The organism is Terasakiella sp. SH-1 (assembly GCF_004564135.1).
Lineage (GTDB): Bacteria > Pseudomonadota > Alphaproteobacteria > Rhodospirillales > Terasakiellaceae > Terasakiella.
Genome location: NZ_CP038255.1, coordinates 1,110,011 through 1,125,509, shown reverse-complemented (window position 1 = coordinate 1,125,509; position 15,499 = coordinate 1,110,011). Strand labels below are relative to the sequence as shown.

The following is a 15,499-nucleotide window of genomic DNA, read 5'->3' as shown; positions in this document are numbered from 1 at the left end:
CTTACTCCACTACCTCAACGCCCATAGAACGTGCAGAACCAGCCAAGGACTGAACAGCTGCCTCGATTGTGTTTGCGTTCATGTCTTTGATTTTCTCTTCAGCGATCTCAGCCAGTTGCGCTTTTGTGATTTGCGCAACGAAGCCCTGACCCGGAGTTTGAGAACCTTTTTTCAGGCCGATTTTCTTCTTGATGTAGTAAGAAGCCGGCGGCAGCTTTGTTTCGAACGTAAATGTACGGTCTTGGTAAGCTGTAATAACCACAGGAATCGGTGTACCCGGTTCCATTTTCTGTGTCGCAGCGTTAAACGCCTTACAGAATTCCATAATGTTCAAGCCAGCCTGACCCAGTGCCGGACCTACCGGCGGGGACGGGTTAGCTTGGCCAGCTGCGATTTGCAGCTTGATGTAGCCTGCTACTTTTTTAGCCATAATAAACCTCAGTTTATAGTGTTACTTCGGTGCGTGGTCGGGTTTGACTATAACCTCCCACACTCTTTGTTCCCTTCTAAAACCAGAAGCGAAACGAGCCGCCTTATACAGAGACAAGGGCGATCTGTCGAGTCCTAAATTCAATCTCATCGGAAAAGGCATTATCTTGCCAATAACAACAGGCTAGAAAACAAAAAAAGCGAGGCAAATACCTCGCTTTTCAACACTCTCAAACCGGCTAGATTTAAGCTTTTTCGACCTGATTATATTCCAGTTCCACCGGGGTCGCACGACCGAAGATGGATACGGAAACTTTCAAGCGGCCTTTTTCTTCATCAACTTCTTCAACCAACCCGTTGAAGGAAGCAAACGGCCCGTCGATAACACGAATTTCTTCGCCAACTTCGAAGGAAACGCTCGGGCGCGGACGATCCACACCTTCTTCAACCTGATGCAGGATACGGTTGGCCTCAGCTTCCGTAATCGGGCAAGGCTTACCTTGCGCACCAAGGAAGTCTGTGACCTTGGCTGTATTCTTCACCATGTTCCACGTTTCATCAGTCAATTGCATCTTCGCCAGAACGTAACCAGGGAAGAATTTACGTTTTGCATTGACCTTGTTCCCGCGACGCATTTCCACGACTTCTTCAGTCGGGACAATCACCTGCTCAAAAAACTCAGACAGGCCCTTTTTTTCAGCCTGCTCCAGAATAGATTGGGCAACTTTGTTTTCAAAACCGGAATATGCGTGAATAACGTACCAACGTGCTTGTGCCATAGGTCTTACCTCAGTTAAAGATCGCTTTTACAGTCGTAGACAAAATTTGGTCTATGAGGAAAAAGAAGATTGCAGCCAAAAAGACCATCACAAAAACCATCCCGGTCGAAACAAACGTTTCCTTACGGGTGGGCCATGTAATCTTTTTCGCTTCCTGACGAACTTCTTGTGCAATCTTTGCCGGACCTGACTTCGCCATGATCGCCTATCCTTAAGTTTCAAATGGTGACGGATACATCAAATAAATGGCAGGAGTGGAGGGACTCGAACCCCCGGCACTCGGTTTTGGAGACCGATGCTCTACCAACTGAGCTACACTCCTACAGTGCTTCCCCTCAGGGAATACTCAAGTGCGTGCGCGTTATCTGTAACGCGAAAGCGGGCTCGTTATATCCCCTGCTCTCGCCCCTTGCAAGTATTAAAGTTCAGTTTTATGAAACTTTTTTACTCTTCCTGAAAACCATCAAGGTCAATCTCGTATTTTTCGACAACTTCTTTCAATTGCAAACGCTTCTGACCAGCTGCAACAGCCATAACCTTAGCAAGAACTTCCGAGATCTCACCCTTACTAATCCCGGCCTTTTTCGCTTCTCTAAGATAATAATCCATACAGGGTAAGCAATTCATCGCCATTGCAGCAGATAAACCAACCAACAGTTCTGTCTTCTGGTCCAAGTATTCATTTTTATGAGTTGATGTATAAAATGCGTCATATCGTTGTTGGTGTTTTTTAGTCAACATATCTCTTTCCCCCGGCAAGCAAAATACATCCCATCTTTGCAGCATGAGACTCCTTTATAAACACAAAAAAGCCCCCTACCCTTACGGGGAGGAGGCTTTCTCGTTAGCTTATGCTAGGTCTTAGTCGTCGATAGAAGCAACAACACCAGAACCTACTGTACGACCGCCTTCACGGATCGCGAAACGCAGACCTTCGTCCATCGCAATCGCACCCAGCAGCTCAACGGACAACTTAACATTATCGCCCGGCATGACCATTTCAGTGCCTTCAGGCAGTGTGATGGAGCCAGTGACGTCAGTTGTACGGAAGTAGAACTGCGGACGGTAGTTCGCGAAGAACGGCGTGTGACGGCCACCTTCTTCTTTTGTCAGAATGTAAACTTCACAAGTGAATTTCTTGTGCGGCGTGATAGAACCTGGTGCAGCCAGAACCTGACCACGCTGGATTTCGTCACGCTTGATACCACGCAGCAGAACACCAGCGTTATCGCCAGCACGTGCTTCGTCGAGCAGCTTACGGAACATTTCGATACCAGTTACAGTCGTTGTTTCAGTGTCTTTCAGACCAACGATCTCAACTTCTTCACCAACTTTAGTGATACCCGTTTCGATACGGCCTGTTACAACAGTACCACGACCGGAGATAGAGAACACGTCCTCAATCGGCATCAGGAACGGCTTGGAAGTATCGGCTTCCGGCTGCGGGATGTGCTCGTCAACAGCTTTCATCAGCTCAAGAATTTTCTCTTTACCGATGTTGTCGTCACGGCCTTCCAGAGCAGCCAGTGCAGAACCAGCAACGATCGGAACATCTTCAAAGCCATAGCTTTCCAGAAGTTCAGTGATTTCCATTTCAACCAGTTCCAACAGTTCTTCGTCGTCAACCTGGTCAACTTTGTTCATGAACACGACGAGAGCCGGTACACCAACCTGACGAGCAAGCAGGATGTGCTCACGCGTTTGCGGCATGGGGCCATCAGCAGCGTTTACAACCAGAATACCACCGTCCATCTGAGCAGCACCAGTGATCATGTTTTTCACATAGTCAGCGTGACCCGGGCAGTCTACGTGTGCGTAGTGACGAGCTTCTGTTTCATATTCTACGTGTGCAGTAGAGATTGTAATACCGCGCTCACGTTCTTCCGGTGCTTTGTCGATGTTAGCAAAATCAACAGCTTCACCACCGCCTGTTTCAGCGAGAACTTTGGTGATCGCAGCAGTCAGTGTGGTTTTACCATGGTCAACGTGACCAACTGTACCGATGTTACAGTGCGGTTTGGAGCGGTCAAACTTTTCTTTAGCCATTTTTCGTCCTTGAAATCTAAGTAAATAGCAAACACAAAAACGACCACGTAAGAAAAGTTGGAGCGGGTGAAGGGAATCGAACCCTCGTATTCAGCTTGGAAGGCTGCTGCTCTACCATTGAGCTACACCCGCCCTGTTCGCTTACCGCGGTCTCTTGCAGTATGTGATATCACGCACATCAACAGCCCCAAAGTGGTGGAGGGAGTTGGATTCGAACCAACGTAGGCGTAGCCAGCGGATTTACAGTCCGCCCCTTTTAGCCACTCAGGCATCCCTCCATGGAGAAGGGACTGTCAATTGCATGACGCGTCGGGAGGGAATATGGAAAAATCGCCCCCCTGTCAACGCCAAAAGGACAATATATGATGAAAAAATAAAAATGTTTCTTTCTCACTCGCCTGAGCCTATGGTTTCCCCCCTTTTTAAACGACAGATTTTCCTGCCATGAGCAAACAGAATAAGCGCCGAGCCAACTCACCAAAACGCAAAAGCCCTTCACAGACAAAACGCGGTGATGGAGTCGCCAAACATAATCAGGAGCGTCCGGCTTTTGAACGGCCCAAAGGCCCGCCTTGGCTTTATGGTCGCCATGCCGTGATTTCCGCCATCCAAAATGAAGAGCGCCACTGTCACCGTTTGCTGGTCAGCGACGACTTTCTCAAATCCCATGGTGATGAATTAAACCGGGCCTTGCGTGACTGTGAACGAAAACGCCCTGCTCCTGAAATTGTTGAACGTCGTGACATTGAAGATGCCGTCCAAGGTGGTGTCCATCAAGGCGTTGCCCTGCAAGCCGACCCCCTGCCCCGTCTGACGCTGGAAGATATTTTGTTTGATATTAGCGAACAGCCCAATGCCCTGATTGTGGCTCTGGACCAGGCCACAGACCCGCAAAATATTGGTGCCGTCTTGCGCTCAGCGGCTGCTTTTGGGGCCAGTGCCGTTTTAATTCCGGAAAAAAATGCCCCGGAAGTCACTGCAGCCATGGCAAAAGCCGCCTGCGGTGCGCTCGAACGCATTGCCTTTGTTCGTGTCACCAACCTGTCACGTAGCCTGGATCAACTCAAAGAAGAAGGCTTTTGGTCTGTGGGACTGGATGGTTATGCCGAAACCACCTTATCCAAAATAGACATGACAGGCAAAACTGTACTGGTTATGGGCTCCGAAGGCAGTGGCCTGCGGCGACTGACAAAAGAAAAATGTGATTTCCTTGGAAAAATCCCGATTTCTCAAAGCGTTGAAAGCTTAAACCTGTCCAATGCAACGGCTGTCGCCCTTTATGAAATTGCCCGCCAAAAGCAAGAGTGACGAAAAAATACAAAAAAGTTTACGAAAAGCGTAAAATCCCTCTTGCAATCAAAAAAACAGTGGAGTAAGTTCCGCTCGCTTTCAATGAAAGCCCTTTTGAAAAATGGTTCAGCCTCTATAGCTCAGTTGGTAGAGCAACTGATTTGTAATCAGTAGGTCCGCGGTTCGAGTCCGTGTGGAGGCACCACTTTTCAAAAACATAGATATAGATTAAGCCTCTATAGCTCAGTTGGTAGAGCAACTGATTTGTAATCAGTAGGTCCGCGGTTCGAGTCCGTGTGGAGGCACCAGAATTTTCAAGGACTTAGCCCTTATCGGCTAGGTCCTTTTTCTGTTTCGGGGCACACCCGGGGCACAACATACCAATTTACTAAAATCCATAAAACACTGATTTCATTAACAAAGCCGAATATTTAAGATATACATCCCTTTTCTTCAGAAACGCGGGTTCAAAATGTCGTTTGACGGCTTCTTAACATTTCTAACGTTGCTCGTTGCAATCTATGTACTTGTAACACCGGTTACTAAACTTCGTGCACGTCTAGGCTTGCCAAAGTGTAGAATATTTCTCCATTTAAAAGCTCATTGCGAAGCTTGCCATTGAAGCTTTCGTTATAGCCATTTTCCCAAGGTGACCCCGGCTCGATATAGAGCGTCTTGCAACCGACCTTGCCAAGCCAGTCGCGAACCACTTGAGCCGTAAATTCCGACCCGTTGTCAGAGCGAATATGATCGGGGACACCGCGTGTGGCAAACAATTCAGTTAAAACATGCAAGACATCTTCGGATTTCAGTTTACGTTCAACCTCAATTGCCAGACATTCACGGCTGAATTCATCAATGACAGTAAGCATTCTGAACGCCTTGCCATCAGCCGTGCGATCCATGACAAAGTCATAGGCCCAAACATGGTTCTTCCAGCAAGGACGTAAACGGATACAGGAACCGTCGTTCATCCAAAGTCGTCCTCGTTTGGGTTGTTGCTTTGGTATTTTAAGCCCTTCACGTCGCCAGATGCGTTCAACCCGCTTATGATTAACAAACCAGCCTTCAAGACGCAGCAGACCCGCAATCATGCGATAACCGTACCGCCCATAATATTCAGCCAGTGCAGTGATTGCTTCTGTCAGAGCCGCATCCGTTGCTTGCTTTGTCGGCTTCTTTCGCTGGGTCGAACGGTGCTGACCAAGAACCTTGCAAGCTCGACGTTCTGATATCGCAAGGACGTTCATGACGTGGTCAACACAGTTGCGACGGCGTGCTGGGCTCAGAAGTTTCCCTCGGCTGCCTCCTTGAGGATCAGCTTGTCTAACGTCAGTTCGGCCACCGCCTTTTTAAGACGGGCGTTTTCCTGTTCCAAAGCTTTCATCTTTTTGGCCTGAGAGGTTTTCATCCCGCCATACTGGCTTCGCCAGCGATAATAGGTCTGTTCCGTCACACCGATTTTGCGGGCAGCATCGGCAATGGTATGCCTTTGAGCAATAAAAACCTCAGCTTCACGAAGCTTCATGATGATCTGTTCAGGCGTTGGGCGTTTCTGTTTTCCCATGTCTTTTCTCCTTATTCATGGATTTGAATAAGCCAAAAAAACTAACATTTTATGTGGACCACTTTTCGGGGGCTACGCCACGACCGTCACTATGAACGATAGGATATAACACACTTAAATCATATGCATTTTTGGTCTTCACCTCGCCAGTACGCATTGCAATTCCTGTTGCAATCGAATGGTTTCCACCTGAACCCAGCACTCCAATTCGTACTGGCATTACTACTGTTAAATCATGACCTATATCATCTTGCTCCCATTCCCCATAGGGGCGGTTCTCGCCAATCAAAGCTAAGACCTCATATAATCGACTATGACGCCATGGCCAGACTAATACAGGGTCTATTCCCAACCGCATCGTTTCAGCTTGACCTCTTCGCCACGCCTTATCCGTAAGGTTTTCATTATTCCATTTAGTATGATACGGCAAAAACAAATCCCCAATGTCTATGTCATCGCCGTATGTGTCCAATTCACCAGCCGCAAGCCACATTCTCGCAATCAAAGCGTCTTGTAATGGTGACGCCAAAATTCGAACGATACGCAGCAGGTATTCTTTATCATGAAAGTATTCTCTCCGATCTTCTTTATCACCAGAATACGCTAAATCACGTCCTGCAACATTTTTCATAATTCGTTGAAAAACTTGTTGATTGCTCAATGTGCCCCGCGTGTCTGCAACACCTTGAAGCAACTTACGGCACATAGATTTCAAATGTTTGTTTTTCATAACTATTTCTTTTGGGCCAACGCTAAAAATTCATCTATTCCGTAAACAAGTAACCCCGTAGTAGAAACAAATATAAATGCAGAAATTCCAAAACAAGCCAGACATACATAGTTAAAAAACTTCATTGTATCTACGTGGACCTTAATTTCAGCTTTCTGCTCTTTTGCAAGACCTCCAGCTTTAGGGTTCGAAAAATGATATTGGATGTCCATAATTAGAGGCAAAGACGAACTATTCCCCCAGAACAAAGTCAGCATTGCTAAAAAGCCAAATACAAGAGCCCAGAAATAGCCAACGCTAATTGAAGGCAAAATTTCAACAACCATCATATTTTCAGAATACTGCAATGCTGCACCAATCGAAGCCGCTAACGCTGCACCTGATGCAAGTACAAGCAACCTCATCATAGCCGGAAGGCTGGAATTGAAATGCTGAAATGCTCCTTCAAAAACTCTATCAAACAAACTCACGAAGAATTCGTTCTTATTTGGCTGCGATCTAAGTTTTTCTCTCTTTTGTAGCCATGCAGGCTTTTCTGTGGGCTTCACCAAACAACACCTTTAGTAGAAAACTATTGAATAATTAAATTAAAGAAATATCATCAAGCAATCCTGTAAATCAATCAACATTACATGGAAAGATTGAAACATGACGCCCGAAATATCTGAATTCTCATATGGTTTTTCATTAACTCACGAATGCATTGCAGATATCGGGGACTTGAATGCAGCTCCAATATTTCCGAGCCTAATTGAAGAAGGTAGAAGCGGTGGCGGTTATGACGTTAAGCTAGACTCTCCCGGTATATTATTATTTCTTCAATTCAAACGAAGTGACTGCCTAACCAGACGATCAGCAAAAGAGATTAAAGACCATAACATTAATTTCAAATTACCTTTCTATCGCTTCAAAATCACGGAAAGGAGACGTTCTCGCCAACACGATTTGTTACTGGGTTTAGATCAAGGGCCTAATGCTGTTTTTTATGCTGCGCCCAAGTTCCACCTACCAAATGAACTAAATGATGCATGGAAAAATGGAAACATGATTGATAAATCATTTTTCATCCGTCCTCGTGATATCGGCGTACTTGATGACGGGTTTCACCATGTTTCTTTTGATGAAAGAATTCATCGCGTTTTTTCAGAACCAAAAGAGGTTAGGGGCTACCATGGTGATGAATTTAGAAAAACTCTGACAACGCAACTAGATCAAATTTCCATACCACTAGATAGCGGCATTGTTGAAGAAGCACTTATATTGGCCAAACAAGCAGAACAATTCGCAGATGAATTAGAGGAAGAAAGAGAAGCATTGCGAGAAGAGGAAAGCCTCAAACTTGAAGGACCACAGGAAATTGCACGAGCTTTAATCAGTCCTCAACAAGAAATTGAAACAGAAGCCCCTATTCAATACCCAGCACGCCGCCTTCCAGAACCTCGCCCGGCAAAATCCAGAACCGAGGAAAATCTTAGGACACTGGCGGATATTGCATTGAAAAACCTTGGTGCTCAATTGTATGTGATCCAGAAATGAAATCAGCCCCACACGAAGCAGTAAAAAAACGAGATAGTACAATGGCATTCGTATTGTGGCTTATCTTGTGGTGGCCACTTTATGAGGCATGGGATTGGGCAAACACTTTCCCAGACGGCTTCATTTACTATGCTTTAAAGCTACCAATAACCGCCTTGGCTTTTGTGCATATGTTTGCGTTCCCCTTCTATAAAGAAATTCTAATCCCGAAATTATTTCAATAGGCTGAGAATGAACAAACCAGATCATGTGAACGCGCCAGAGATAAATAAGTTACGGCTATCTGCCGAGAAACTTATGAAAGAGATTTCCAGCGGTTCATATAATGACCGACAACTAGCGAGCTTTTGGGAAATCGTTTGGGTTGCTCCTAGGACACTAGGAGTAACAAGACAATTTATTGCCGATCAAACTGCACTCAGCACGACTTTTTTCACTTCGAAAACACATGGCTACAGGAAAATCAAACTGACGTCATTTTTTCGCGTACTGAATACTCTTGTGCAAATATCAAACGATATTCTTGGTGATTTGATAGATGATGCCACCCAAAAATCAGGATACGCAGGCTGGATACCTAACCCCCTAAAAGAAGACAACCAACTTGCTAATGAAATTCAAAACTTACTAACCCAAGTAATTGAACAGTTGAAAAGATCAAACTCTCTCTCGAGTATTGAGGAGCTTGATACTTATTACAGGCATTCGTTAATCGAACTTCTGGAAACCACTATCACTCTTCTTAAAGCTCCATTAATTGAAACCGAACTCGTTGGGAACACCGGTAACACACTTAAGAAGTTTGCTAAAAAAATAAGCGAACATGGATCATCAAGTTTTGCCCAATCTCTAGCAGAGAACGCAAGTAAATACCTTTTTGATTTACTGCCAAAATAAAAATGTCGGGATAGAAATATAGCGGCACCGGCTCCACTGCATCCCCGTGAACCAATGCCGCTATCATCGACTTTATCTGCAAATATACAATCTATTGAATACTTATAGAATGGTTTTCTTTAAGCCATTTTGACGCGACTTTAACGGCTGATGAAAGCATTTCACCTTCTTGTGTGCCTTCCTCTTCCTGCACTTCCAACATTGGGCTTCCAGCCACAGCCAATTTAACCAGTGCACCAACGGGTGATTTTGTCTCATACGCCGCAATTGCTGCAAATAATTCATCGTAACGTGCCCATTCCCCCGGTTTTTCATCTTGTATTGAGCCATTCAATGAGCATTCCAGCGCACAGAATTCTTGCCACATATCAACAATAACTAAATCTGTATTCAAAGCCATAACATGCCCTTTCATCATTAATGCAGAGCAACTTTGTATAAGTAAAAAAGTATTTTCAAGTAAAATTAGAGCAAGAATGCAACTTGCATTTTTCAATGGTAAGAAAGGTTTAAAACAATGCATTTTGCATTCTTTACTGTGGCCGATTACTTGGATGCGCACTTAGGAACTGAACTTGGGAAAGTTTTAAGAAAATTCTATCTTCTGGTATCAGCAGGCGAATTTGACGACGTCTAACTCGGCATAGGTTATATCGCCATAACTCTTTTTTATAAGATGCTATAAGTTCCTTTTGTATTTTCTGGCATTCTTCTTTCTCATGAGAATTTTCTTCTATTAAAAGCCCATGCTCAACTTCTTGTATCTCTTTTCTAAAACCTCTCATGCTTTGAGAAATGAGCCGACAAGTCCGTTCTAGGTCATCAATATCGCTTCCACTATGTTGCAATGCCAAATGATCGCGAATAAGACCCGAAACCCATTTGATATATTCTTCATTAACCAGCGCTTTGCGTGCTTGTTTAAAAGCCTCTTCATTGGCCAAAACTATTCCGCTATTCAGTTTTAAATTCTTTGCCACTTCCAAAGCAGCAGCGCGACGGGGCCACCCTTCCATAAGATAATATGCTAAGCCATGTTCAAACCCTGTAAAAAAGTACATGTGATCGTCATTCTGTTTCATCTTCTTTTCTTTCTTGTGGCTTTGCCGGTTCATCATTCCAGCCCAAATCAATTTCAAAACCAAACGTTGGTAGGTTTGCACCCGGTTTACCATTTAAGCCGGGGCGGTCATATTCAACCATGCCACCAGTTACAATGTTTACAGCTTTTTCTAGGCGTTCTTCGTCAACATCCCCAGACACGTCATGTTCATCACGGGATAACTTTGTATAGACTGAACGCACCGTCTTTTCGATCCCAGCGCGCAACTCAATTGGCAAGGCTTCAAGAACAAGGCCACCACCGTGAAGTTTATTTAAAATTCCATCTTTATAATCCGCGTTGTTCTTTGGCACATATTGCTTTTCCAACCGACCGATTTCTTCACCTTCCAAAATGGCTAAAGCCGCGTCGCTATTGCCTTCATGCATATGGGCGGCTGCATGGGCATATTCTGGTTTGTTCTGGCTCATGGCTTCCAGCAAGACCGGCATATGTTCTTCAGGCAAACGACCAAACGCCCGAATTAATGCTGAAACATACGGCGTATTCTCTAACGCAAACTTTCCTTTAGGATACATGCTCAACAAAGCCGTAATATTCTGCCTTGTATTAAACTCTTCACCAGCAGGAGTTAGAAATTCTTCAATTACCTGTTTCATTTGCAGACAGTCACAAAGCGGAATGAGCTTTTCAAACGTGCTTAACCGCATTGGCACACCATACTTTGCAGCGTCCGAATGCTTACAAAGCAATTTAAATGATTGATGATCGTTACACACCGCAGACAAAGCAGAAGGTAAATCAGCGAGGGGAATAACAGCAACCACCCCATTATCCTGAACAGTTTGCACCTCAGTCATTGTGAGACCTCAAGAGACTATTCATCCCTTCGCGCAAACTTGTTGAACGTGGAGCGGTTATTTTGCAATGGCGCAACCGCCCCGCTAGCGAACGCCAGCGTGAAAACCTGGTCTTACTTGCCCATATTAAATCCATTCACTACGCCAATTACCAATCCTATCGACGAGGCCGCATGACAGATGAATTGCAGGAAGAAGGCATTTGTGTCGGCGAGCACCGTGTTGCCCGTATTATGAAACAGAATAATTTACGGATCCTACGAAGCCAGAAATTCAAACGCACAATCGATAGCGATCATGCTCATAATATCTCGCCTAACTTGCTGTATGGTGATTTTACAGCGAATGCACCGGATAAGAAATGGGCTGGCGATATTACCTACCTGTGGACAGGAGAAGGCTGGCTGTATCTGGCGGTTGTCATCGATCTTTACTCGCGTCGCGTGATTGGCTGGTCTGCAAGCAGGCGGATGAAGAAGGATTTGGTAATTGATGCTTTGAACAAAGCTATTGCACTTCACTCCTGAATCCACCAGGTGTCATTTTCCATTCAGATCGAGGCAGTCAATATTGCTCAACCAAGTTCCGTAAACTGCTGGCAAAGTATGAGTTCAAGCAGTCAATGTCCGGCAAGGGGAATTGTTATGATAATGCTGCTGTAGAGACCTTCTTCAAAACCTTGAAAGCGGAAATGGTCTGGAAAATTGCCTTCCAGACACGAGATCAAGCCAAAAAGGAATTGTTCAAATACATAAATGGATTCTACAATGCCCGTCGCCGTCATTCATACCTGAATGGCCTCAGTCCTATCAAGTTTGAAAAACGTGCTGCTTAAATAAGTGAGACACCCTCCACTTTTTCCGTACAAGTCCAAAACATTCAAGAGTACTATCAATAGATAAAGGAAGTCACTTCAACCTTCCGTCCCGCTTTATCTATTACACCTTGAACTAAATCAGTGTCGTCCCCTTTCTTCACAATAAGACTAAAGGGTATTTCTTGCCCAACGGGATCACGGTCACCGTTATTACTCACATAAACTGTATAGGTTCCGGGAACATCGGGCCTATCCGGGAACGTAACATTTTCAACTGGGCTGTCCTCAACACTCTTATAATTCATATCAACATCAAGAGTGCCTCCACAGGCCGTTAAACTCCCATAATAAATTGTTCGTGTCTCACTCACCCCGAGAACAGTCTCTGCCAACACAGCGAGAAGAGACGGGTCAGGGACTGCTGGGCACGCAATATAAAGGTCAAGATCGTCTTTGGTATCCCAAGACAAGGAAACGGTAATTTGACCTACTTTTCCACCTTCTCGCTCTCGCCGATCATCAATTTCATTCTCAATAGTTTCCTTTTCTTTTAACAATGCCTCCTCTAATGGAGGCTCGGGGTCCTCTAGAGGAGGCTCAGTATCCTGAAACGGAGGCCCTGGGTCCTCTAGTCGAGGATCTGGATCCATTATTGGAGGATCAGGAACCTCTATCTCATTCCGAGGGGCATCCCGCCCAGGTGGCTCGGGACCCTCTATCGGAGGCACCTCAACGGTGACACTTTGCTGAATACAACTATTCAAGGACCCTTGGCCTGACAATATAGATTGAAAATCCGTTAGGAAGCAAAAACATAAAACCCGACCAATGAAAAGCCCGAGCAGAAAAAGAAGAAGAGGAAGAAGCAAACAGCACCACCAACACCTAGCCTTGGGACCAGTATATTTAGCCCTTATCTCTTTGCCCTTAGCCCATTCATCCTCATCATCTCTTCCTTCCTCTTCGCTCACCCTATCCGTCGGGCGCTCATCGCCATCCTCGCCCCCGTCAATACGGGAATGTTGATCATCAACCTTCAAATCCGCATATTGGCTTAAGTCTTCAATCTCATCAGCCGCTCTCCCCTCAAAGCCCCAAGCCGCAAAAACTGGTTTCCCATCAACCGAATATATATATTCGCGACTGGGAATTTTCAGTGCTTCATCTAAAAACTCAGCCAGGGCCCTCTCATTGTCAACTTCACTATTTTCAAAACGCTCAATAAGCACAGTAACTTTCGAAACTTTTTTGTGAAGCTCCTCTTCAAATAACCTTTTTTCTTCAGCGTCCACGATCTCGGTATATTTTTTTACGGCACCCTTTGGGCAATACCAGTCAATGCGCTGAGCCTCTTCATCATGTGATGGCCTTGCAAACAGATCGGAAATCTCAACACCCGCTTCCTTTTCAAGGACATCTCTGAGTGAGTCCGCAATTGTATATATGGACACTCCGCCTTGCGCCTTGCGGGAGGCCATCTGCAATACCGACGTTTCAACCAGGAGCATAGAAGTCATTGAAGCCTCTATATTGCTAAATCAATTGGGTGTTTGTCTGCCAACATAATGCGAACCACCAGACTCAGAATGCCACGACAGATTATCCAGACTCCAAGGGCACATAAACCAACCGTCAGCCAAACTTCTGGCAGATGAGGTAGCAGTTGCAACTCGCCCAGCCCCAAACTCATTTGTGCAATTTGAGCAGCGTCACTGTATGACAGGAACAGATAATTCACACCCAACACGGTTGTCTCAACAAAGAGCAAAGCGATCAGCAACCCAAAGAAATAACTGAGACTTAATTGGTATCCAATAATTTTGCGGATATTCTTATGTGTTTCACCCTGGGCAAGTTGAAACCCGTAGTTCGGCTTTCGATGTCCCAGTGCACTGTTTAAATTCACAAAAAAGAAATATATTGAGAAAGCTACACCGCCCAGCAGAATAGACCCTGAAAACCAGGTCAAGACTTCCGTCAAGAAACCAAAACGCTTGAGAGAGTCTTCATAAAGTGCATTCAGCGCAAAGACGAGGACGCCTTGTTTTTTGCTTTCCTTGGTTCTCTTTTCTCCCCAGAATTTTACTTTCAGCAAAGCATCTTTGGTGGGCACAAGGTCACTACGATGGGATACATAAACATTAGCGCCGGAAAATTCATTGTTTGCATTGGCATAATCAACTTTTGCCATATACTGCCCACCTTGATTCTCGCACGCGCGTAAATCTTTGGGGCTCATGAGGCTGTCACCTAATAACCCACACGGCACATGCAAGCTATGCTCGCCAACTTTGAGGCCAATAGAGTTCTGAACAAATTTAATGTTTATCTTTGCCTTTTCCCATTGATCTGCCGGCAGGCAACTCTCCAGCCAGAAACGTGGCATGGCTGGCTCGAAATGGAGCATCTCTCTGTGCATTACCTTTTTGAGCTGCCCACGCTTTAGACATTGCACAAACTCATCCTTCAATAGACCTGGTGCCAGCATCTTTCCACGCGTTTTTATTCGAATGGAGCGAATTCTTTCGGCGCGGCTGGATTCACCTTCAAAAAAGTAGGGAACACCGGGCTGAAACTTCATCAATCGCATGGCATCAAATGTAGATGATAAAATGATAAAGGCCTTTTCTTGAAGAGAAGGAAGACTATCAACCCATAAAACCTTAAAAGGCAAAAACTCGCTCTTTTGGCCTTCAGAAACAACGGACAACCAGATCTGGTGCATCTCTTCCATTTTGCTAGGCAATTGAGCAGACAATTTCTGTGGAAGAATACTTTTCAGGGCATTACGATAGGCCTGGAAATCAAAATCTTTAAACGCCTTTCGTGGCAACACAATCTCCAAAGGCACTTTGTACTCATTGCTTGCAATTACATTCTGGTCTTTAGTACGCGTAAAACCATTTTCTATCAAGGCCCGTTGCCAAATGGGGTCTTTCCCCCGCACAGCCCAACCGTCGAAATTCAACCTGCCTCCCTTCTTTTTGGTTTTCCAGGGCGAAACAACAAACTCCTTCTCTTCACCATTTTCAGTTTTTGTTATTTTCATTGTCGGTAAATCGATATAACCTAGTACATCGCTGTACGGATAGATCAGCGCTTTCCTCAGCAAATCAATTTCCTGATGCTTCAAATAGGGAAAGCGCTTAGCAAACTGTTCGTTTTCTGCCCTTTCCAATCCGGTCTCCAACCCATCATTGCGCCCGGTATAATTGTATATCTCACGATTAAAACTACCTCTCATGTCGAAACTTCTTGTCACCCAGATAGGAGAGCCCACATTCTCAACATGGCCAACGAGACTGTCCGCAAACTTGTTGATCATGCCCTCATAGACAACGCCCAGCATTATCCCCACAGTCAGCAACAGACTCATTGCCAGACTTAGCCACAGGAAATCGCGCCCGCCGGGGGCTTTGCGACGCCATGCAAAACTTGTTTTGTACTCTCTCAACGCATGTGAGAACAGGGAGTTCGCCATTTTC

At 45.2% G+C, this 15,499-nt stretch carries 15 protein-coding genes, 5 tRNA genes and 2 pseudogenes; 6 read left to right on the top strand and 16 right to left on the bottom strand.

Going from position 1 to position 15,499, the window contains the following annotated elements:
* Position 1: 1 nt before the first annotated feature.
* From rplK to E4K71_RS05110, 8 genes are all read right to left on the bottom strand, one after another.
* Entirely contained in the window at positions 2–430 is a 429-nt protein-coding gene (gene rplK, locus E4K71_RS05145; RefSeq protein WP_135077411.1) for a 50S ribosomal protein L11, read from the bottom strand.
* Between the two features lie 244 nt (positions 431–674).
* Complete coding sequence (gene nusG, locus E4K71_RS05140; RefSeq protein ID WP_135077409.1) at positions 675–1,208, bottom strand: transcription termination/antitermination protein NusG; 534 nt, start codon at positions 1,206–1,208, stop codon at positions 675–677.
* Positions 1,209–1,218: 10 nt separating this feature from the next.
* Complete coding sequence (gene secE / locus E4K71_RS05135) at positions 1,219–1,407, bottom strand: preprotein translocase subunit SecE (protein WP_135077407.1); 189 nt, start codon at positions 1,405–1,407, stop codon at positions 1,219–1,221.
* Between the two features lie 47 nt (positions 1,408–1,454).
* A tRNA-Trp gene (locus E4K71_RS05130) sits at positions 1,455–1,530 on the bottom strand.
* A 122-nt stretch (positions 1,531–1,652) separates the two neighbouring features.
* A complete protein-coding gene (locus E4K71_RS05125; protein ID WP_206201959.1) occupies positions 1,653–1,994 on the bottom strand; it encodes a carboxymuconolactone decarboxylase family protein in 342 nt (113 codons plus the stop codon).
* Between the two features lie 75 nt (positions 1,995–2,069).
* Positions 2,070–3,254, bottom strand: a complete 1,185-nt coding sequence (gene tuf, locus E4K71_RS05120) for an elongation factor Tu (RefSeq protein WP_135077405.1) — start codon at positions 3,252–3,254, stop codon at positions 2,070–2,072.
* A 58-nt stretch (positions 3,255–3,312) separates the two neighbouring features.
* Positions 3,313–3,386 (bottom strand) — tRNA-Gly (locus E4K71_RS05115).
* A 61-nt stretch (positions 3,387–3,447) separates the two neighbouring features.
* Positions 3,448–3,532, bottom strand: a tRNA-Tyr gene (locus tag E4K71_RS05110).
* Between the two features lie 166 nt (positions 3,533–3,698).
* Between E4K71_RS05110 and rlmB the strand changes: the two genes are divergently transcribed.
* From rlmB to E4K71_RS05095, 3 genes are all read left to right on the top strand, one after another.
* Entirely contained in the window at positions 3,699–4,562 is an 864-nt protein-coding gene (gene rlmB, locus E4K71_RS05105) for a 23S rRNA (guanosine(2251)-2'-O)-methyltransferase RlmB (RefSeq protein ID WP_135077403.1), read from the top strand.
* Between the two features lie 111 nt (positions 4,563–4,673).
* Positions 4,674–4,749 (top strand) — tRNA-Thr (locus E4K71_RS05100).
* Between the two features lie 27 nt (positions 4,750–4,776).
* Positions 4,777–4,852 (top strand) — tRNA-Thr (locus tag E4K71_RS05095).
* 258 nt (positions 4,853–5,110) lie between these two features.
* Here the strand turns inward: E4K71_RS05095 and E4K71_RS18420 are convergent.
* The 3 genes and pseudogenes from E4K71_RS18420 to E4K71_RS05075 all read right to left on the bottom strand — a co-directional run.
* A pseudogene (locus E4K71_RS18420) lies at positions 5,111–6,111 on the bottom strand (IS3 family transposase); the annotation flags it as partial.
* A gap of 49 nt (positions 6,112–6,160) precedes the next feature.
* A complete protein-coding gene (locus E4K71_RS05080; RefSeq protein ID WP_135077397.1) occupies positions 6,161–6,841 on the bottom strand; it encodes a DUF6710 family protein in 681 nt (226 codons plus the stop codon).
* A gap of 2 nt (positions 6,842–6,843) precedes the next feature.
* Positions 6,844–7,389 carry a hypothetical protein gene (locus tag E4K71_RS05075; protein WP_135077394.1) on the bottom strand — a complete coding sequence of 182 codons (546 nt, stop codon included), beginning with the start codon at positions 7,387–7,389 and terminating at the stop codon, positions 6,844–6,846.
* Positions 7,390–7,489: 100 nt separating this feature from the next.
* Here E4K71_RS05075 and E4K71_RS05070 point away from each other — a divergent pair, with 100 nt between their 5' ends.
* Together E4K71_RS05070 and E4K71_RS05065 are read left to right on the top strand one after the other, a co-directional pair.
* Entirely contained in the window at positions 7,490–8,377 is an 888-nt protein-coding gene (locus E4K71_RS05070; RefSeq protein ID WP_135077392.1) for a hypothetical protein, read from the top strand.
* Between the two features lie 231 nt (positions 8,378–8,608).
* Positions 8,609–9,274, top strand: coding sequence for a hypothetical protein (locus tag E4K71_RS05065; RefSeq protein WP_135077390.1), 666 nt, complete (start codon positions 8,609–8,611; stop codon positions 9,272–9,274).
* Between the two features lie 91 nt (positions 9,275–9,365).
* Here E4K71_RS05065 and E4K71_RS05060 read toward each other — a convergent pair whose 3' ends face one another.
* From E4K71_RS05060 to E4K71_RS05050, 3 genes are read right to left on the bottom strand one after another with little or no spacing between them, the layout of a single operon-like run.
* The gene (locus tag E4K71_RS05060; RefSeq protein ID WP_135077388.1) at positions 9,366–9,797 is read right to left on the bottom strand and encodes a hypothetical protein; all 432 of its coding nucleotides are present in this window, start codon (positions 9,795–9,797) and stop codon (positions 9,366–9,368) included.
* 10 nt (positions 9,798–9,807) lie between these two features.
* On the bottom strand, positions 9,808–10,356 hold the full coding sequence (locus E4K71_RS05055; protein WP_135077386.1) for a hypothetical protein: 549 nt from the start codon (positions 10,354–10,356) through the stop codon (positions 9,808–9,810).
* Positions 10,343–11,164, bottom strand: a complete 822-nt coding sequence (locus tag E4K71_RS05050) for a hypothetical protein (protein ID WP_135077384.1) — start codon at positions 11,162–11,164, stop codon at positions 10,343–10,345. The genes E4K71_RS05055 and E4K71_RS05050 overlap by 14 nt, the downstream gene beginning before the upstream one ends.
* A gap of 101 nt (positions 11,165–11,265) precedes the next feature.
* Here E4K71_RS05050 and E4K71_RS18415 point away from each other — a divergent pair.
* A pseudogene (locus E4K71_RS18415) lies at positions 11,266–12,032 on the top strand (IS3 family transposase); the annotation flags it as partial.
* Between the two features lie 56 nt (positions 12,033–12,088).
* On the opposite strand, the gene E4K71_RS05035 reads toward E4K71_RS18415, so the two are convergent.
* A complete protein-coding gene (locus tag E4K71_RS05035) occupies positions 12,089–13,531 on the bottom strand; it encodes a hypothetical protein (RefSeq protein WP_135077378.1) in 1,443 nt (480 codons plus the stop codon).
* 8 nt (positions 13,532–13,539) lie between these two features.
* Positions 13,540–15,495: a hypothetical protein gene (locus tag E4K71_RS05030; RefSeq protein ID WP_135077376.1), complete on the bottom strand. Its 1,956-nt coding sequence runs from the start codon at positions 15,493–15,495 to the stop codon at positions 13,540–13,542.
* Positions 15,496–15,499: the final 4 nt, after the last annotated feature.